The following is a 17,838-nucleotide window of genomic DNA, read 5'->3' as shown; positions in this document are numbered from 1 at the left end:
ATCCTTAATAAAACAAACCGCTAGCAGAGCTCATCTTGGCGATGTTGGACTCCATTGCAGTAAATTGGGCTAAGTAAATTTGGTAGCGCTGTTGCATGTGGTAATCGTGTCGTTCCATGTTGTCTTCGACACGTGACACTTGAGAGTCCAAGTTGTCTTGTTTGAGATCGAGGTAACCATTGGATTTAGTGAAGGGATCGATGATGTTGTCGATGCGATCGACGTAGCCGCCGTCATCAACAAACATAGATTTAACCGCACTAGGATCGCTTTTTAGCGCATCAGAGAGTTTGTCTTCATCAACGGTGAGCTTGCCGTCTCGGCCCATTTCGATGCCGATATCAGATAAGCGCATACCATTTGCTGAAGGCTCAAATACCATTTGCCGCATGCTGTTTTGCAGCATACGAATGCTTGCATCGCCTTTTAGTACACCTAGCTGGTCTTCGCTTATGCTGGTGCTGCTGTCCTCATCGTCTTCGTCATCCTTGTCTTTATCTTTGTCGATATCATCGGCAACTTCACTACCCATCGAGCGGGTCAGCTTATTGATTTGATCCATCAATTCATTAAAGGCATCAACAAAGTCGGTCACCGCAGTTTGACTCGCTTCGTAATCGGTACCGATAGTAATGGTGGTGCTCTCACCGCTTTGGTGGGTTTTGTTCAAATCGACATTGACACCATCAATGACATTTTCTAAATAGTTGCTACTGCTGGATATGTCGATGCCATTTAACGTTACTAGCGCATCCTGCGCTGCGCGACGTTCGGTCATGCCGATATCATTGCCATCGTGTTTGATGGTGATTTGACTGCTTGCCCCGGTCTCTTTTGATGTGAGCATAAACTCGACATTGCCCCCAGTGCGCACCAAGGAAGCTTGCACCCCAGGATTGTCAGGGTGGTCATTGATGTAGTCACGTAACTGGCTAATGGTGAGCGAGCCGTCACTGTTAATGGCTCCCATATCTAAAGTTAACACTTCACCACCCACTTCCAGGGTTAAGTTACCTGTGGTGGGTAAGCCGGTAGCATCTTCGCTAGCAAATGTTTTGGATAGCTGGTGAGCTTGTGCAAGTTGTTGGATATAGAGATCGTATTGGCCTTCGGGCGCATCAGGGCTTACTGTGACGGAGGCGTTATCATCACTCACCGACACGGTCTTTTCATCGAAACCATCGCCGTCAATACGTTCCAGCTTACTGGTCATTGTGTTGAGGCTTTTCTCTAACACTTCATACGCGCTAAGTTGGGCTTCATAGCGGTTCATTTGTGTTTTATACAGCTGATCTTTTCCCATGCGCTCAGCCATGATGAGCTGCTCGGCAAATTGTGCTGCACTAATACCTGATATCATGTGTTTCCTCCAGTCGTTGGGGCTACCGCAAAGTCTGTGCCAATTGCTAAGTTATTGTTTCTCAATGGTTCATTAATAGATCTTGTCCGGTAAACTTCCGCTATGGGAGGCTAACGGGAATCGAATTTTCCGCTTTAACTTATTGAACCGTATGTGTTTGTTGTTAGTGTTGATAAGGCGACGAAAACTATGTCGTGCTTAAGCGAATCGGTGACTAAAGCGTTGAAATATGTGATGGGGAATAAAAAAAGGGAGCATAAATGCTCCCTCAAATAGGTTGGAACCTAGTGGTAGGCTAGGCTTATAGCAGACCCATAACCAAACCAGTATTCTGGTTGGCAGAAGATAGAATGCTAGTACCAGCCTGAACTAATAGTTGGTTCTTAGTCATGTTGGCCGTTTCAACGGCAAAGTCGGTGTCCATTATGCGACCAGAAGCTGCTTTAGTGTTTTCTGTAATATTGGCTAGGTTAGAAGCTGTGTGACCTAGGCGGTTTATATTAGCACCTAATGTTGAGCGATCTGCGCCTACAGCAGCAGTAAACGTTTGTACTGCGTCAATTGCATCTGTTGGGTCGTCTGTAGCACCGCTCCAATCGACATCTGCCACAGTGTATCCACCGTTAATTGACACGTTGAGTTGTTCGCCTGAACCTGCGCCAATTTGGAAGTCAACACCGTTAACAAGAACACCAGCCCCTGCTTCAAATAAATTGTTACCTGCAAATTCTGTGTTATCAATAATACGAGTAATTTCGGCGTTTAATTCGTTGTATTCAGCTTCTAATGCGGCTAAATCATCAGTTGAGTTTACGCCGTTAGCAGCCTGGGTGGCTAGTTCTTGTTGACGGTTAGCGATAGTTGTTAGCTCGTCTAGCGCACCATCAGCAGTTTGTAGCATAGAAGTTGCGTCAGAAATATTTCGGTTAGCGGTTTCCATTCCAGTAACATTTGCATTCAGGCGATTCGCGATTTGCAGGCCTGCAGCATCGTCAGCAGCGCTGTTGATACGAAGACCTGTTGATAGGCGTTCCATTGATGTTGTAAGTAGGCTATTGTTTTTGCCTACTGCATTTTGAGCTACCATTGAGGCGTAATTAGTATGAACTGATAACATGGCTGTTTCTCCAAGTAAGGTTATGGCTATTCAACGTCAACTCATAGGAGAAACAGACTCTCGATAAGTTAACGTTAAATAATCTGTTGTCTCTCATAATTGATAAAACGACGCTGAAAATCGAAACTGAACCGCAAGCGAAAAAAAATCGTAAAAAAGTTGTAAGCTTATGATTTTTAATTATTTTAAATGTTGTTTTTTAGCGCTAAAAGCGGTTTTTTTGCTGTTGGTAGGTTGGATTAGCTTTTGAGTAGGGCGCTGACGTGGGAGCGAGACACATTGGCTTGCGCCATCATAGAGGTGACTTGCAATGAAAAAGGCGTGGTTTGCATCATGCCATGGAGTTGCTCAAGTGTTTGTTCAACATTGGTGTGCTGACTGTGACTACGATTGATTTTATGCAGTTGTTGCTGCATTTTTTGTTTGGCGTCTTGAATTTCGCTAAGTTGCTGCTCGACCTTAAATAGCGATTTAGTGATTTTAGCTATGGCTTGTTTAAGCTCTTCATTACTTCCCAATTGCCATTCGCGTGGATCTTGCCAGCTTAGCTGTTCTTGAACCTTGATAGTACGAGGTTCGCCAGCAGGTAATCGTTGACCTTGCCCTGTCATCAAAATTCCTTGTTGCAACTGTTGCCAATGCTGACTATCACTGGCAAACCGTGTTCCTGAAGCGCTATTGCTTACCTCAATGCCTAACGGAGCTAGCCCTTTAGCAAGTTGTTTTTGCAGTGTTTTACTGTCGCTATTACCGGGAAGTAAAATGGTGGCAGATTCGCCGTTTACCTGAACTTGAATCTGTTCATCACGTGCTTTTGGGCTAGCCAAATCAACCGAGCGCATAACAAACTGATGCTTCGCTGCCGGGCGTTGCGCTGTAATCAGATTAAGCTGATGATCTAACAGTGGTTTATCAAAGTATCGAACATTGACATCTGTCAGTTGCTGCTGCAGTTGTTGGGCTTGTTGGTTTGCCATATTGGCGCGATTGGGGTCATTCACTAAGCTGGCTTTTGCTTGTTTTTGTAGTTGCTTAAGCAAGGTGCTGACCTGTTTAAGGCCTTGTTCCGCCACTTGTGCCGCTGATACCTTGTGTTGTCCTTGAGTTACCGTTGCCCAACGTTGATAGCTTTCTAGTCTATGGGTTGGGATTGCCGACTTCTCTAGCGGCTTTTGGGTCTCTAGTGTTGTAGCCTGCTCAGTAGGCGCAGCCGTAACCGTCTGACTACGCTGAGCAATATTGTGGGTATCAACAACACTATTGACCGTCGACATAATTTACCTATCCGTTATAACTGATTAAACAAGGTGAGCTGACTGACCTGTACAAAGGTTTGTTGCGTAACCTTTAGGGTGGTCAACTTGAGATTAAACTCAGCAGTAGCTTGCGCATAATCTAGCCCTTCGGTATCGCCAATCACTTCTTGGTTAAATAACACCATCTCTTCATGTGATTCTTGAATCAGCTGCAAACTGTTTTGTTTGCCACCTATATCAGTAATGGCACCGCCAATGCTGGCGAGGGTGTCATCTAAGGTGGTTAACATGCCATTAGCCGCGGCTTCAAATGCTGGATCGCCAGGGGCTAAGCTAGGGTCGTTTAATGCATCAATAAAGGCTTGAGTTTGATTAAGGATATCATTGCTGCCATTGCTAAAGATAAACTCTTGGGCTGTGACGTTAGCAGTCATCCAAGATGAGCCCGAGGTTTGCACTTCGCGGTGGTTGGTATCGCCCTGATAGATGTAGTTGCCGTTAGCATCTTGAGTGATAGGCGCGGTTTTAGTCTCATTGCCCGAAAATAGATAATTACCTGCGTCGTCTTGGGCATTGATACTGCCGACGATCGTTTCAAGTAGCTCTTCTAATTCGGTGGCATACGCCGCGCGATCTTCTGGGGATAATGCACCGTTGTTCGCGGCTACCGTGATTTCACGCATGCGCTGCTGCACTTCAACCATGGAAGATAAGTGGGTTTCGGCGCGGCCAAAACTGACACTCAATGATTCGATATTTTTTAGATATTGCTCGGTTTCAGCAACATTGCGCTGGCTCGCAATCACCTTAACAGACCCAATAGGGTCATCAGATGGGCGCAATATGGACTTCCCGGTCGCCATCATTTGATTCAGTCTAGCAATATCAGCCGTCGAGTTTTGTAAGCTGTTGAGGTTACTGGCATATAAATTTTGAGTACTAACGCGCATATAACTACCTTAAATTGACTAAATCTATATATTCAAAATGGTTTGAAATAGCTGATCGGCCGCAGCAATGACTTTGGCGTTCGCCTGATAAGAGTGTTGATAAACCACTAAATTAACCGCTTCTTCATCCATGTTTACGCCACTGGTACTGGCCCATTGCGCTTGTGCTTCCATCTGCAAGGCCATGGCGGTTTCTTCACTCATTTGGGCTTGACGGGAAGCTGAACCTAATTGGCCGACCATCGCGGCATATGCATCGCCCATGGAGCCTTCAATACCTGCTGAACCAAAGCTAAAGCTTTTATTGGCGAGCTCTATGAGTTCTTTTAAGTTACTGTTGTCACCCGGTGTACCGTCTTGACCAAAAGCCAACATATCCGCTGTAAAGCCATCAGTGACCCGTAAACTTCCTGCTGGGTTATTCGGATCATAGGTAAATAGGTCTTGGCTGGGAGTATTGCCATTCAGATCGGTGCCGTTTGCTAAAATAGCGTTGAACTCTTCAGCAAAAGTTACCGCCATTTCATCAATAAATGCTTTGGACTCTAAAAGACTATTGTCGCGATAATCGAGCATCGCGCCTAAGCTGCCGCCCGTTGTTTCATCCACAGGAAAATGGGCTTCACCAAACTGCAATGTCACCTTGCTAATCGCTGGATTGTTGGGGTCAGGGCTGACGTTAAATTTGGCGCTGGTGGTGCCGGATAGTAAGGGCTGGCCTTGCGCTAATGAAATATTCACCATGCCATTGCTGTCATGGGTTACATTGATATCAACCAGTTTTGACAGATCGTCAATGGCGGCATCACGAGCATCAAGCAGTCCGGCTGGCACATTGTCGCCTGCGCGCTGAATTTCCTTGTTGAATTGAGCAATGGTTTCAAGCTGGGTATTGATCTCTTTGGCTGAAGCACCAATTTGCCCTTCAATTTGACTCAATTGCGAGTCCAGTCCCTGACTAATGGAGTTAAAGCGTTGTCCCATTGCTTTGAACTCACTGAGAATGCCTTGACGGTAAGCTACGTCACTGGGTTGTTCCATTGCCGAGTTGAGCGATGCAAATAGTTGGTCTAATCCAAAGGAGATGCTGTTCCCTTTTGAGCCAAAAATTTGCTCGACTTGGCCATAATAGCTACTTTGTACCTGAGTAAAGCCGACTTGGCTGGTGGTATTCCATAGTTGGGCGACTTCATATTGATCTGAAATGCGCCTGACGCCATCAACTTGCACACCTGCGCCGCTACCATAGATCCCGCCACCGACAGAGCTCATCATCACCTGCTGGCGAGAGTACCCTGGCACCATGGCATTGGCTACGTTATTTGACGTTGAGTTTAAAGCCGCCATGCTGGCATTTAGTCCAGACATGCCTATGTTAAGCATACTCATTGTTAGTCCTCAAATGTCGCCAAGCGACGGTTTATTTACTGGGTACTTGATTGAGCTTTGGCGCAATTAAAGCTGGTTGCATCGCGGTGGTCGCAGGGTTAGTTGAGCCTGTGTTGTCAGCGTTTGCAGCGGGCATTGTCACCATATGACTAGTAGAGGCGACCGATTCAGAACCGGACTTTAATGCCACCGACAATTGTTTTGTCATCATGTGAGCGAGACCTGTGGACTGCATTTGGCTCAATCGACCTGCGAGTTCGGCATCATGCCAATCTCGGTACATGCTGTCTTTTTGTGGCGATAAAGGGTTATCACTGTCTGCCAGTACATCTGAGGCGCTGCGCATCTGCTTAAGCACGGTTTGTAAAAACTGGGCTTCAAATTGCTGGCTGACAACCTGTAAGGCGCCATGTTCACCATTGGCTTTGATCAGCTCATTAGCATTCAGCTGACCGATGTAACCGTGGTTGTTGTCGAGTTTCATTAAATAACCACCAATTCTGCTTCAAGGGCGCCAGCTTCATCTAACGCTTGTAAAATCGCCATCAAATCCATTGGGGAAGCACCTAAGCTATTCACTGCACGCACCACATCTTCAAGCATGATGCCTTCTGGCCACACGAACATATGACCGTCACCGGTATCGATATCAATTTGGCTATCGGTTGTAACCACGGTTTCGCCTTGAGCTTGGCCCCAAAAAGCGCCATTGGGTTGACTGACAAACTCCTGCTCAACGATAGACACGGTTAAGTTGCCGTGACTTACCGCGGCTTTACGCACAACCACTTCACCGCCCATTACCACTGTGCCAGTGCGGCTATTAAACACCACTCGCGGGGATTTTCGTCCTTGCTCGATTTGTAGCTCTTCCAGCATCGACATAAAGGTGACTCGCTCGCGGTTAGTTTGCGGTGCGCGGACGAGCACTTTGGCATGGCTGTCGGCGCGGGCTACATCTGGGCCAAACAGTTGATTGACTTGGCGTTCAATATTACGGGCCGTTTTGAAACTGGGGTTACGCAGGTTTAGCACGATGTCTTCGGTTTCGGTAAAGTCACTGTGCATGGGGGCTTCAAGCAGGGCACCATTAGGAATGTTGCCGACGGTAGGAACATTTATGGTGACCGATGTGCCATTGCGTCCTTGAGCAGAAACGCCGCCGACCACTAAGTTGCCTTGGGCAACCGCATAGATCTCACCATCTACCGCCCGTAGTGGCGTCATCAATAGGGTGCCGCCACGTAAGCTTTTTGCATCGCCAATTGATGATACTGTGATATCCAAAGTTTGACCTGGGCTGGCTAGTGGCGGCACTGTGGCATGCACAGCAACAGCGGCCACATTTTTCAGTTTAGGATCGGTTTTATCGTCAATTTGCACGCCAAACTGCTTGAGCATATTGACGATTGACTGACTGGTAAATCGCACTTGGGTGCGATCACCTGTGCCATCTAGACCAACCACCAAACCATAACCAACCAATTGGTTATCTCGAATACCCTGTACATCAACGATATCCATCAAGTAACGTTGTTGGCCTTGCGCATAAACTGGGGTGGCTGCAGAAGAGATCACTAGGATTGCGCTAGCAAGTCCAAGAAGTAGTCGTCGCATACAGGCGCCTCGTGTCGTTAAGTAAGTAAATAGCATTACAGCGGGAACCATGGACTGTTGAAATAGCGTGCCGCCCATCCCATGGCATTGCTATCGGCAATGGCACCTTGGCCACCGTAGATGATACGGGCATCAGCAATACGTTGTGATGAGATGGTATTGTCATTACCTATGTCATCGGTGCGGATGAGTCCGAGCAAGCGCAAGTATTCATCACCTTGGTTGAGTCGTAACCACTTTTCGCCGCGGATCAGTAATGCACCATTGGGTAAGACTTTGGCGACAGTCACGGTAATCGAGCCAGACAACTGGTTTTGCTGAGTGCTCGACCCAGACCCTTTAAATCCACGTGAGGTTGACCCGCTGCCGCTGGCAGCGTAGCTATCACTGCCAGTAGAGGCTTGGCCGCCAATGGCCATATCTTGCTCTTTGTTAGCTTTGGTGTCTGCACGCTTACTGGAGTAGGTTTTCTCGTCAAGGGCGACTGTTAAGATGTCACCTTCACGAAATGCACGCTTATCTTTAAATAACGTCAGCATGTAACCTTGACGATATACACTGCCATTTTTTGCTTCAGGCAAGCTGTAATCGATTTCTGGTGGCGCCCACTGTGGCTCACCGGGTTTGGTGTCCGGCTCGGGAAAGTGTGCCGCACATCCCGACAGTAGCAAGGCTAAACCTATCCATAATAAACGCATGAAGACTCCTTAAACGCGATGAGTAACTAGACGGCTTGGTTGAGGAATTTCAACATATCGTCTGATGCCGACACGACTTTGGCATTCATTTCATAAGCCCGTTGGGTTGAGATCATTTCAACCATCTCTTCAACAACGTTGACGTTCGCTCCCTCTAATGCCCCTTGGCGCAATTGACCAATGGCTTGATCACCGGCAATCCCTTCTTGCGCAGCGCCCGATGCACCAGTTTCGCGGTACAGGTTGTCACCGCGTGCTTCTAGTCCTGCGGGATTAGTGAAGTTAACTAAGGTTATCTGCCCCAATTCCTGTGCTTCTGCTTCACCGGCTATTTGTGCCGATACAACGCCATCTGTAGCGATAGTGATGGTGAGAGCATCTTCAGGAATTTCGATATTTGGGACCAGAGGTAGGCCTTGAGAGGTCACCATTAAACCATCGTTATTACGAAAGAACTGGCCATCTCGGGTGTAAGCTAACTCACCATTAGGTTCTTCAATTTGAAAGAAACCTTGCCCTTCAATGGCTAAATCCAACTGTTGATTGGTCGTCAGTAGGTCACCTGTAGTAAACACTTTTTGCGTGCCTGCAACCCGAGTTCCGGCACCGAGTTGTAGTCCTGATGGTAGCTCATTAAGCTCGTCGACTTGGCCACCAGGTTGGCGCTGTGTTTGATAAAATAGGTCGTTGAAGGCAACACGGTCACGCTTAAAGCCTGTGGTATTGACGTTGGCTAAGTTGTTAGCGATGGTTGTCATCTTGACGTCTTGGGCACTTAGCCCGGTTTTACTTACCCATAATGCTGATTGCACCTGAATACTCCTTTATGCGTTCTTAAGCAGTCGGTTGCCTGCTTCTGCTAGTTTTTCTGCGCTTTTCATGAGCTTGACCTGCACTTCAAATTGGCGGCTCAAATCCATTGATGCGATCATTTCGCTAACCGCTTGCACATTACTCGCTTCTAGATAACCACTGCTGACTCTGACTTGATCATTGGCGGCTAACACTTGGCCGTCCCGCGCATATAGCAGGCCATCAGTGCCTTTCTCTATTGTTTGTAGATCTGGGTTGACCAGTTTTAATTGGCCAACCTCTTCAATCACTTCACCCGCAGCGGCCAATATGCTGATGCGGCCATCATCACCAATAAATAGCTCGCGATATTCTGGCAATACGATAGGGCCATCAATTCCCACAACAGCCCGACCATCAATGGTTAGTTGGCCCGCAGCGTCGGGCACTATGGCACCTGAACGGGTATAGCCTTCACCATTTGGGGTCTGAACGCTGAATAAGCCTTGATCTCGTATCGCTAAATCTAAGGTGCGACCGGTGGGGTTAAGCTCGCCGCTTTGACGGTCAAAGCTGTTGCTTTGGGTTTGGGCGAGCACTCGCGTGGTAAGACCGTTACCGATGCTGGGCACAACCTGAGCTTGAACCCGCTCAAGATCGGCTTTAAACCCATGGGTGTCTGCATTGGCGAGGTTATGGGCTCGAATAGCTTGCGCTTCCATAATCCGATTTGCGCCGCTAGCGGCGGTATAGATCATCTTATCCATTTGAGAACCTAAATCGCGTTAAGCAAAGATTGTTGCATGCTGGTGTTGGCTTGCAGCACTTTGGCATTAGATTGGTAGTTTCGTTGGGCATTCATCAATCCCACCATTTCAGCAGTGGTATCAACGTTTGAACCCTCAAGATAACCGCCCGCCATACTGCCAAAGGTGCCTGTGCTTGGGGTGCCGACAATCGCTTGCCCTGTTGATGGATTCGCGGTCCAGGCATTGTTGCTAACTGGGGTTAGACCATTAGGATTATTAAAGGCGGCAAGGACGACTTGACCTTGAACTTGTTCTTGGCCATTGGTGTAAACGCCGTAAAGCATGCCATCGTTATCCAGACGAATACCGTTTAGCTCACCAGAGGTGTAGCCATTTTGAGTTAGGCTGGAGTTATTGTAGTCAGCGGCATATTGGGTGCTGTTAGCATAGCTTAGGGTCAGATTCATATCAGATGCACCACCAACAATGTTAGGGTCATTAATATCTAAGGTGACAGAATCTCCGGCAATTAAGTTACCATCTGAGTCGAAACTTAAGCTGTGCCCACCTGCCGGAGTAACATCTTCACCATCCATGCGGTAATGCACTTCCCAAGTGTTGTCCGCGGTTTTGACATAGTACTGAGTCAATGCGTGTTCTTTACCTAGTGAGTCGTAAGCAGTTACAGTGGTTGATGAGTGGTAAGTTGAAGCATCATCTGGATCAAATGGTGTCGTCGCAGGGTCGATGACTTCGACTCTGGCATCTAGGTTAGAGATCTGGTCGATGTCGGTGGTGGCTTTAGCCGGTAATGACGAAGACTGAATTTTCAGATCGTTGACATTACCAGTTTGTAGTTGTCCACCTGGGCCCACAGTGTAGCCTTGCAGGCGATTGCCCATTGGGTCAACAACAAAGCCATTTGCATCTTGATTAAACATGCCAGCTCGAGAGTACAAGGTGCCACCATCGGTAGTGGATAGCATAAAAAATCCTTCGCCTTGAATTCCCATATCCAGTTCGCGTCCGGTATAGGTTAATCCGCCGCCCATGGAGAAGTTTTGGCTGGTGGACATGACGTTGACACCGCCAGCTTGGCCACCATTGTAAATCGCGGCAAATTCGCTGCGACCGCCACGGAAACCCACCGTGGATGCGTTAGCAATATTGTTACTAATGGTATTGAGGTCTTGGGTGGTTGCTTGTAGGCCACTAAGGGCAATATTGAATGACATGCTACTGATTCCTTTACCTTAATAGTTATGATACTTCTGAGATTTCAAGTACAGAGATGGTGCCTAAGCCGTTACCAAGTTCGGCCATCATCACGCCTGAGGCGCTGACAAAATGGACTTTTTCGATGGGGGCTTTGATAAACGTGTCGGCGGTGGTGGTTTCTTCACCTGAGGTCACTTTGGCACTGATCTCGTAGTCACCTGCGGGTAAACCTAGTTCTTCGGGGTTGATGCTAAAGGCGATGTCACCACTTTCTTGAGGACCGAGTACTATGGTGTCAACAACTTCGCCATTATCATCTTTAATTTCGATTTCTAATTCTTGAGCGGCAGACTCTAAATAGACTTTACCTTCAATCGTCTCTTCACCTAGGGTGAACTCGCTGGCCGGAACCATGGCGCTTTTGCCGATTAATTGCGCCGACTGCACAATGCCAAGATTCTCCATCATGATCATACTCATGGCCTGATTGGCTCGCATATGTTCAAGACTTTCTACTTGAGAAATTTGCGCCATTTGAGTGACAAACTCGTTGCTGTCTATAGGGCTGGTGGGATCTTGGTTTTGAATTGAAGCCAACATTAATGTCATGAAGTCATTTTTAATTGTACCGGCATTGCTGCCTGCTGAATTCATGATGTCACTATTTTGTGGGTTGCTATCTTGGGTATTACTTAGGGCTTGTACACTCATGTTACTTTGCTCCTAATTGCAATAAACCTTGCTGCATTGAGCGAGCACGGTTCATCACTTCGACATTGGTTTCAAAGGCGCGGCTAGCGGCCATCATATCCGCCATTTCGTCTACGGTATTGACGTTGGAATAGGCCACATAACCTTGCTCATCGGCAAATGGGTGGTTGGGCTCATAACGCATATCAAGCGGGGCATCGGTTTCGACAATGCCGGCGATTTGTACTTGTGCGCCACTCAGTTGACCTTGCTGTGTTTGGTTATAGATGGTTGAAAAAACTGGCTTTAGCGCTCTGAATGCTTGGTCAGGGGTTTCTGCGGCAGCGCCAGCATTGGCGAGATTACTGGCTACCGTATTGAGCCGCACAGTTTGAGCGTGCATGCCAGCGCCGGCGATATCATATATTTCAGAAAAAGACACAGCTGATTCTCCTACTTGCCTTCAATGGCCGACTTTAAGCCAGCGATTTTCATGTTGAGAAAGGTCAAACTTGTTTGATAGTCCATAGCATTTTGAGAGTAGCGGGCTTGCTCTTTGCCCAATTCGACCGTGTTATTGTCACTGGATGATTGGTATGGCACTCGATAGGCCGCTTCATAGTTTCGATCGGGTGTCATACCGGCATTGATTTGAGTCATTACTGTTTTGAAGTCTAAATCTCTGGCCTTATAACCTGGGGTTTCAGCATTAGCGAGATTACCCGCAAGCATTTTGCTGCGTTCGACTCGAAAATCGAGAGTGTGTGGGTGTATGCCCAGTGCGGCATCGAGCTTGATAGCCATGAAAACTCCTAGTAATGTATGGTCGATTTCTCAATTGCAGCACCTAGGCAATCAATTTACATGCCAATAAATATAATTATTATTTATCAATGGTTTACTTGAGGTTTATGGTGAAAATCGGAATAAGTGTTTCCTACTTGGTTTGGCTTGCTTCCCTATTACTTCCGCTACCGGGGCTGGCGCAATCTTCATCGGTTGTTGATCAGTTAACCCAACAATTTAGCCAACAAATTGAGGCTGAACTTACCCAATGGCAGCAGCTCACCGGCATAGAAATTGTTAGCAAACAAATTCAACCTCGGGTGCCCACTGGTGCGCGCTCTTTGACGCCTTGTCCAACTGAGATCACGATTGAATCCAGCAGTGGCATGCCTTTTGGCAACTTGCAGCGCCGCGCACAATGTATTGAGGAGGGCTGGAGTTTATTTATTCGCGCTAAAGTGACGGTGACCGCTAAGCTACCTGTGGCCGCGCGGGCATTGAAACGTGGCGAGATTATTGGCCAGCAAGATATTGTGTTTCAATCACAGGTGCTGTCAGGCAATGATCGTCAAATCATTGGTCAAGTCTCAGAGTTACTCGGCCGCCAGGTTAAGCGTCAGATCCGTCGTCATCGGGTGATTCAAGTTAATCAGTTAACTGCACCAATGTGGGTTAATTTAGGCGACAAGGTGATTATAGAAGCGCGCAGCAATGGCTTTTATGCCAATATGCCTGGTGAAGCGCTGGAGTCTGGTGGCGAAGGTCAGGGGATTCGGGTTAAAAACTTAAGTTCAGGCAAAGTGATTATTGCTTACCCAGTCGCTAAAGGGCGGGTGGCGACGATCTTCTAGGGAGTGATGATTTTTCGCTTGGTGCTTCAGTTTTAGCACGGGGTTGTCGCTTTAGTATAGTGACTGCAATATCACCCGAGTAACCATGATGGAAATCACCAAAGTAAATAGTCCGTTAAGTGCTGAAGTTGGCGTCAACAAACGCGCCCAACAGCCTGTCCCCACGAATGAGCAGCCTGCTAAATCTAATGCCGGTGCTGCACAAAGTACCAGTGAAGATTGGCAATTACTTGTCGAGGCTAAGCCGCAGTTGGCTGAGATAGCCGATGTAGACAGTGATAAGGTCGCCGCACTGCGTCAGGCTCTCACTGACGGTAGTTTTCGCATTGATCTTGATGAAATAGCCTCGGCAATGTTGCGTCAACATGGATAAGTTAACCATGAGCAAGCGAGAAGTGTTGCAGTCACTAGTGCGTGGAATTCGTCAAGATATCGAAGGGTACAAGCAGTTAAAGAGTCTGTTGAAGCGTCAACGAGAGTTGATGCAAAGACGCGATAATCAAGGGCTGTCTCATCACAATGAACATCAAACCGCCTTGTGTGAAGAGCTGATGCACAGAGCAAAATCGCGATGTCAGTACCTTAATCAACTGGGTTTTTCCGGTGACGCTGAGGGGATGGCGTTATTGATTGATAAGCTACCGGCTCAACACCAAGAGCAGTTGAGTTTATGGTGGCAAAATCTCTTATCGACAGTAAAAGAAAGCCAAGCGATGAATGACGCCAATGGTAAGTTATTGGTGACCCAGCAAGCTGTCATTGCCAGTATTTTGCGCCAAGAAGATGCAAGTGTGAATGACTATGGCCAGAGCTTGGGTCAGGGCTTGCGTTAGTCGGCGGGTTTAACGCGCTGAGCAAGGTCATCAAGTTGCTGCTGCTCAAGATTGTTTAGCATCTGGCGCTGTTGTTGTAAGCGTTGTTGATGCAGCCATTGTAAGCGCTGTTGGCGTTGCAGCTGTTGACGCCACAAATCATCAATTCGTTGCTGTTCTTGTTCCAACAACCATTGTTTTTTACTGACCTGTTGTACCATAGGCCGCAGGCTTTGCTGCAGTTGGGTATTATTTTGCAATAGTAACGGGTGGAGCTGACTGTTTGCGGATTGTTGATACTGGCACAACATGTCACGCAATAGCGCGCTCTGTTGTTTATTTTGTGCCACTCTATTTGCAGCTTCATGGCGTTGCTGTCCAAGTTGAGTTAGCTTTTTTTCTTCCTGCTGCTTTAACTTGATTAACTGTCGCATATGACCTCGTTAAACTGGCTCTGTTTGCATCTGCAATGGCGTTATCAATGTCAGTAAATCTTGTACACTGGCTTGCTTGTCTGCACGCTCATCCATCGCTTGAGTGAGAAACTGGACGAGTTGGGGGTAGTGCTTAACGGCAAGATCCATATCCGCATCTTGGCCGGGTTGGTAGCCTCCAAGCGGCAACAACTCGCTGACCTCTTGGTAGCGGCTATGAAGGTGCCGTAGGCGCTGAATCGCTTGCATTTGCGGCTTATCGCTAAGTTGAGCCGTTAAGCGACTGATGGAAGCGGCAACATCAATAGCGGGAAAATGGCCGCGCTCAGCCAGCTTGCGACTTAATACAATGTGGCCATCTAAAATGGCTCTGGCGGCATCGGCGATAGGGTCTTGTTGATCATCGCCTTCAGTCAGTACGGTGTAAAACGCGGTTAAAGTGCCTTGAGGGTGCTGACCATTACCAGCCATTTCGACTAAGCTGGGCAGCTGAGCAAAGGCTGAAGGGGGATAGCCTTTGGTGGCGGGTGGCTCCCCTAAGCTTAAAGCGATTTCTCGCTGTGCCTGAGCGTAGCGAGTGAGTGAGTCGACCAGCAACAAGACGCGTTTGCCTTGGTCTCTAAATCCGCAAGCTAACTGATGACACAAGCGCATTGCTCTAAGGCGCATCAGTGGGGGGGTATCGGCAGGTGCGGCAATGACAATCGCGCGAGCCATACCTTCAGGTCCCAATGACGATTCAATAAATTCACTGACCTCTCGGCCACGTTCGCCAATTAAACCAACAATGACAATATCAGCCTGAGTGAAACGGGTCATCATGCCAAGTAACACACTTTTCCCCACCCCTGAGCCGGCAAATAAGCCTAGTCGTTGCCCTTGTCCCACAGGAAATAGCGCATTAATGGCACGGATACCGACATCGAGCGCATCACGAATCGGCTGACGTAGTAGCGGGTTTGTGACCGTTTTATGGGGTAGGTTATCTCGACAAAATGATGGCATGGGGCCGGTATCGAGTGGTTGACCGCGACCATCGAGCACCCGTCCTAATAAGCGACTGTCTATCGTGAGTTGCTGATCTTGGTGATAGGGCAAAACGCGTGATCCAGGCATGAGCCCAGAGGTGTGTTCGATCGGCATTAAACACAGCGTCTCTTTGTGAAATCCAACCACTTCAGCCTCAATATGGCGACCGTCGCGACACTCAATTAAGCAGCGGTCTCCCATACCGAGTTCACAGCCTACTGCTTCGAGAATTAGCCCTTTCACTCGGGTCAATCTGCCATATATCTGCGCAACCGGTATGGTTGGCCAATTGAGAATATTATCCAGCTGTAAGGGTTTATTCATTGGCTTGTGCAAGTTTGGCCTGAACTTGGTCCATGCACGCATTTAACCGCGTTTCAACTGAAGCATCGGCATCGGTGTGCTCGGTTACGATGCGGCAGCCGCCAGCGGATATATCGTTATCAGCAACCAAATGCCAGTCAGCGACTTTGTCAGCAGCCAAGTTGGTTAATTGTTTGACCGCAGTGGGTTCTAGATGGATAGCCACTTGGCCTTGGTTGTCGGGTAGGGCAGCGAGTGTTTCTTCGATTAAGGTGAGGATTTGTTGTGGCTGTAGAGTCAGCTCACAACGAATCACCTGTTGCGAAACCCGTCGCACTAAATCAAGGATCAGTGATTGCTGCTCATTAATTTGTTGACTGTAACCTTCTTCAAGTAGGTCTTTTAGCGCGCTTAATGGGGTAATGAGTTCATTGAGCTGCTGATCTATGTTAGTTCTACCGCTTTGTTCACCCTCGGCGCGGCCTTGATTAAAACCGGCGGCATGACCTGCTTGAAGGCCATCTTCTTTACCGCTGGCGAATCCTTCTCGGTGGCCGTTATTTAACCCTTCTTCATAGCCTTTATCATACGCTTGCTGGTAGTCATCCCAACTTGCTTCTTGTGCTTCATTGGTGTCTGAGGTGTGCAGTGGCGCAAAACGATGTCGACGTGCCAACTGAGAGTTCAAACGCCATTTGTTATTGGGGTTGCGGGTCATGATTATTCCACCACTTGCTCTTCAAATAACTGCAGTTCGATTTCACCTTCATCCATCAATTGCTTGGCGATCTCCATGATTTCACGTCTAGCAGCAATGGCTTGGCTAACTGGCACCGCACCGATGGCATCAACTTGGGTTTCAATAGCAGAAGACATGCGTTTTGGCAGCGCATCGAGCAAAATGGTTTTGAGTTCGCCGTCGATGCCTTTAAGCGCAATCGCTAAGACCTCTGGCGGTACTTGGGCCATGATCTCCTGTAAGGTTTCAGGTTTTTGGCGACCCAATATGATGAAGTCAAACATATTATCGGCAACGTCGCTGGCCAGCCCTTTATCATGCAGGCGGATCATTTCCATAAGTTGTTCACGATCGCCTTCAAATCGGTTGAGAATATCGGCTACCTGACGAATACCTGCCACTTGGGTATGACTTTTCTCCATGGCGATTAACATGCAGCGCTCTACCAATTGGCGTAATTCATCGACAACATCTCGGTCAAGTTCCCCTAATTGCGCGATGCGAACTAGGAGCTCATCTTGGCCTGAGGCCGGTAAGCTTTGTAATACCTGCGCGGCACTTTCTGCTGGTAGCAGTCCCAGTAAGACCGCTTGTAATTGACTGTGCTCGTGGGTGATCTCTCTGGCGAGTAACTGTGGCTCAACCCACTCGAGACGTTTGACCAAGGTTTTTATCTCATCACCATAAATACTGTCGATTAAACTTTTGGCAACCCGGTCTCCCAAGGCGAGATCTAAGGTTTTTTGCAGATAACTTCGCGATGCTCTGGCGATACCAGACTGCTGCTGATAGCGCATGAAAAAGCGCCCCAGAACCGCTTCTGCTTCTTGTTGGGTAATGCTCGATAGGCGGGCCATCTTATGACTTAGGTGTTGAACATCGTTGCGATCAAGGTGTGCCATCACTTGAGCAGCACCCTTTTCCCCCATGCTTAATAGCAACATGGCGGCTTGATCCAAGTTGTCCATTTTGATATTCGCTTCACTCATTCTTATTTCACTTTTTATGATTAACTTGTGCCAACATCGACACCGCACATGCCATAGGG

The 17,838-nt window shown here is 47.8% G+C and carries 21 protein-coding genes; 3 read left to right on the top strand and 18 right to left on the bottom strand.

Annotated elements, in window-relative coordinates:
* Positions 1–4 precede the first annotated feature (4 nt).
* From fliD to flgB, 14 genes are all read right to left on the bottom strand, one after another.
* The gene (fliD, locus tag ACHUFW_RS10555; RefSeq protein WP_394202862.1) at positions 5–1,360 is read right to left on the bottom strand and encodes a flagellar filament capping protein FliD; all 1,356 of its coding nucleotides are present in this window, start codon (positions 1,358–1,360) and stop codon (positions 5–7) included.
* 301 nt (positions 1,361–1,661) lie between these two features.
* Positions 1,662–2,477 (bottom strand): flagellin N-terminal helical domain-containing protein, encoded by an 816-nt coding sequence (locus tag ACHUFW_RS10550; protein WP_394202861.1) that lies wholly within the window; start codon positions 2,475–2,477, stop codon positions 1,662–1,664.
* A gap of 239 nt (positions 2,478–2,716) precedes the next feature.
* A complete protein-coding gene (locus ACHUFW_RS10545; protein WP_394202859.1) occupies positions 2,717–3,751 on the bottom strand; it encodes a hypothetical protein in 1,035 nt (344 codons plus the stop codon).
* Between the two features lie 14 nt (positions 3,752–3,765).
* Entirely contained in the window at positions 3,766–4,683 is a 918-nt protein-coding gene (flgL, locus tag ACHUFW_RS10540) for a flagellar hook-associated protein FlgL (RefSeq protein WP_394202858.1), read from the bottom strand.
* Between the two features lie 24 nt (positions 4,684–4,707).
* On the bottom strand, positions 4,708–6,072 hold the full coding sequence (gene flgK / locus ACHUFW_RS10535; protein ID WP_394202856.1) for a flagellar hook-associated protein FlgK: 1,365 nt from the start codon (positions 6,070–6,072) through the stop codon (positions 4,708–4,710).
* 31 nt (positions 6,073–6,103) lie between these two features.
* Positions 6,104–6,556, bottom strand: a complete 453-nt coding sequence (locus ACHUFW_RS10530) for a rod-binding protein (RefSeq protein WP_394202855.1) — start codon at positions 6,554–6,556, stop codon at positions 6,104–6,106.
* Positions 6,556–7,689, bottom strand: a complete 1,134-nt coding sequence (locus ACHUFW_RS10525) for a flagellar basal body P-ring protein FlgI (RefSeq protein WP_394202854.1) — start codon at positions 7,687–7,689, stop codon at positions 6,556–6,558. Before ACHUFW_RS10525 ends, ACHUFW_RS10530 begins: the two co-directional genes overlap by 1 nt.
* Positions 7,690–7,724: 35 nt before the next feature.
* A complete protein-coding gene (flgH, locus tag ACHUFW_RS10520; protein WP_394202852.1) occupies positions 7,725–8,387 on the bottom strand; it encodes a flagellar basal body L-ring protein FlgH in 663 nt (220 codons plus the stop codon).
* 26 nt (positions 8,388–8,413) lie between these two features.
* Positions 8,414–9,199, bottom strand: coding sequence for a flagellar basal-body rod protein FlgG (gene flgG / locus ACHUFW_RS10515; RefSeq protein WP_394202851.1), 786 nt, complete (start codon positions 9,197–9,199; stop codon positions 8,414–8,416).
* 12 nt (positions 9,200–9,211) lie between these two features.
* Positions 9,212–9,946 (bottom strand): flagellar basal body rod protein FlgF, encoded by a 735-nt coding sequence (locus ACHUFW_RS10510; protein WP_394202849.1) that lies wholly within the window; start codon positions 9,944–9,946, stop codon positions 9,212–9,214.
* Positions 9,947–9,954: 8 nt separating this feature from the next.
* A complete protein-coding gene (flgE, locus tag ACHUFW_RS10505) occupies positions 9,955–11,163 on the bottom strand; it encodes a flagellar hook protein FlgE (RefSeq protein WP_394202848.1) in 1,209 nt (402 codons plus the stop codon).
* A 25-nt stretch (positions 11,164–11,188) separates the two neighbouring features.
* Positions 11,189–11,857 (bottom strand): flagellar hook capping FlgD N-terminal domain-containing protein, encoded by a 669-nt coding sequence (locus ACHUFW_RS10500; RefSeq protein ID WP_394202846.1) that lies wholly within the window; start codon positions 11,855–11,857, stop codon positions 11,189–11,191.
* A gap of 1 nt (position 11,858) precedes the next feature.
* A complete protein-coding gene (gene flgC, locus ACHUFW_RS10495) occupies positions 11,859–12,278 on the bottom strand; it encodes a flagellar basal body rod protein FlgC (RefSeq protein WP_394202845.1) in 420 nt (139 codons plus the stop codon).
* An 11-nt stretch (positions 12,279–12,289) separates the two neighbouring features.
* Positions 12,290–12,640, bottom strand: coding sequence for a flagellar basal body rod protein FlgB (flgB, locus tag ACHUFW_RS10490; protein ID WP_394202844.1), 351 nt, complete (start codon positions 12,638–12,640; stop codon positions 12,290–12,292).
* A 107-nt stretch (positions 12,641–12,747) separates the two neighbouring features.
* Between flgB and flgA the strand changes: the two genes are divergently transcribed.
* The 3 genes from flgA (at position 12,748) to ACHUFW_RS10475 (ending at position 14,306) form a co-directional block, all read left to right on the top strand.
* The gene (gene flgA / locus ACHUFW_RS10485; protein ID WP_394202842.1) at positions 12,748–13,473 is read left to right on the top strand and encodes a flagellar basal body P-ring formation chaperone FlgA; all 726 of its coding nucleotides are present in this window, start codon (positions 12,748–12,750) and stop codon (positions 13,471–13,473) included.
* Between the two features lie 85 nt (positions 13,474–13,558).
* Complete coding sequence (gene flgM, locus ACHUFW_RS10480) at positions 13,559–13,846, top strand: flagellar biosynthesis anti-sigma factor FlgM (protein WP_394202840.1); 288 nt, start codon at positions 13,559–13,561, stop codon at positions 13,844–13,846.
* Between the two features lie 7 nt (positions 13,847–13,853).
* Positions 13,854–14,306, top strand: a complete 453-nt coding sequence (locus tag ACHUFW_RS10475; RefSeq protein WP_394202838.1) for a flagellar protein FlgN — start codon at positions 13,854–13,856, stop codon at positions 14,304–14,306.
* Here ACHUFW_RS10475 and ACHUFW_RS10470 read toward each other — a convergent pair.
* From ACHUFW_RS10470 to ACHUFW_RS10455, 4 genes are read right to left on the bottom strand one after another with little or no spacing between them, the layout of a single operon-like run.
* A complete protein-coding gene (locus ACHUFW_RS10470) occupies positions 14,303–14,719 on the bottom strand; it encodes a hypothetical protein (RefSeq protein WP_394202837.1) in 417 nt (138 codons plus the stop codon). The two genes, ACHUFW_RS10475 and ACHUFW_RS10470, sit on opposite strands and share 4 nt — an antisense overlap.
* Positions 14,720–14,728: 9 nt before the next feature.
* Positions 14,729–16,072, bottom strand: coding sequence for a FliI/YscN family ATPase (locus ACHUFW_RS10465; RefSeq protein WP_394202836.1), 1,344 nt, complete (start codon positions 16,070–16,072; stop codon positions 14,729–14,731).
* Positions 16,065–16,769, bottom strand: a complete 705-nt coding sequence (gene fliH, locus ACHUFW_RS10460; RefSeq protein ID WP_394202834.1) for a flagellar assembly protein FliH — start codon at positions 16,767–16,769, stop codon at positions 16,065–16,067. The genes ACHUFW_RS10465 and fliH overlap by 8 nt, the downstream gene beginning before the upstream one ends.
* A 2-nt stretch (positions 16,770–16,771) precedes the next feature.
* Complete coding sequence (locus ACHUFW_RS10455) at positions 16,772–17,758, bottom strand: flagellar motor switch protein FliG (protein WP_394202897.1); 987 nt, start codon at positions 17,756–17,758, stop codon at positions 16,772–16,774.
* Positions 17,759–17,838: the final 80 nt, after the last annotated feature.

It is taken from the genome of Shewanella waksmanii, from assembly GCF_043643685.1.
In the GTDB taxonomy this organism is placed as follows: Bacteria; Pseudomonadota; Gammaproteobacteria; order Enterobacterales; family Shewanellaceae; genus Shewanella; species Shewanella waksmanii_A.
This window is presented reverse-complemented; position numbering and strand designations above follow the sequence as displayed.

Excerpts from the sequence above, each read along its gene's own strand:
- flgL (WP_394202858.1), bottom strand. The coding sequence starts at position 4,683 with ATGCGCGTTAGTACTCAAAATTTATATGCCAGTAACCTCAACAGCTTA.
- fliH (WP_394202834.1), bottom strand. The coding sequence starts at position 16,769 with ATGACCCGCAACCCCAATAACAAATGGCGTTTGAACTCTCAGTTGGCA.
- flgE (WP_394202848.1), bottom strand. The coding sequence starts at position 11,163 with ATGTCATTCAATATTGCCCTTAGTGGCCTACAAGCAACCACCCAAGAC.
- flgM (WP_394202840.1), top strand. The coding sequence starts at position 13,559 with ATGATGGAAATCACCAAAGTAAATAGTCCGTTAAGTGCTGAAGTTGGC.
- ACHUFW_RS10510 (WP_394202849.1), bottom strand. The coding sequence starts at position 9,946 with ATGGATAAGATGATCTATACCGCCGCTAGCGGCGCAAATCGGATTATG.
- flgB (WP_394202844.1), bottom strand. The coding sequence starts at position 12,640 with ATGGCTATCAAGCTCGATGCCGCACTGGGCATACACCCACACACTCTC.
- ACHUFW_RS10530 (WP_394202855.1), bottom strand. The coding sequence starts at position 6,556 with ATGAAACTCGACAACAACCACGGTTACATCGGTCAGCTGAATGCTAAT.
- ACHUFW_RS10475 (WP_394202838.1), top strand. The coding sequence starts at position 13,854 with ATGAGCAAGCGAGAAGTGTTGCAGTCACTAGTGCGTGGAATTCGTCAA.
- fliD (WP_394202862.1), bottom strand. The coding sequence starts at position 1,360 with ATGATATCAGGTATTAGTGCAGCACAATTTGCCGAGCAGCTCATCATG.
- ACHUFW_RS10545 (WP_394202859.1), bottom strand. The coding sequence starts at position 3,751 with ATGTCGACGGTCAATAGTGTTGTTGATACCCACAATATTGCTCAGCGT.
- ACHUFW_RS10470 (WP_394202837.1), bottom strand. The coding sequence starts at position 14,719 with ATGCGACAGTTAATCAAGTTAAAGCAGCAGGAAGAAAAAAAGCTAACT.
- flgK (WP_394202856.1), bottom strand. The coding sequence starts at position 6,072 with ATGAGTATGCTTAACATAGGCATGTCTGGACTAAATGCCAGCATGGCG.
- ACHUFW_RS10455 (WP_394202897.1), bottom strand. The coding sequence starts at position 17,758 with ATGGACAACTTGGATCAAGCCGCCATGTTGCTATTAAGCATGGGGGAA.
- ACHUFW_RS10500 (WP_394202846.1), bottom strand. The coding sequence starts at position 11,857 with ATGAGTGTACAAGCCCTAAGTAATACCCAAGATAGCAACCCACAAAAT.
- ACHUFW_RS10525 (WP_394202854.1), bottom strand. The coding sequence starts at position 7,689 with ATGCGACGACTACTTCTTGGACTTGCTAGCGCAATCCTAGTGATCTCT.
- flgH (WP_394202852.1), bottom strand. The coding sequence starts at position 8,387 with ATGCGTTTATTATGGATAGGTTTAGCCTTGCTACTGTCGGGATGTGCG.
- ACHUFW_RS10465 (WP_394202836.1), bottom strand. The coding sequence starts at position 16,072 with ATGAATAAACCCTTACAGCTGGATAATATTCTCAATTGGCCAACCATA.
- flgA (WP_394202842.1), top strand. The coding sequence starts at position 12,748 with ATGGTGAAAATCGGAATAAGTGTTTCCTACTTGGTTTGGCTTGCTTCC.
- ACHUFW_RS10550 (WP_394202861.1), bottom strand. The coding sequence starts at position 2,477 with ATGTTATCAGTTCATACTAATTACGCCTCAATGGTAGCTCAAAATGCA.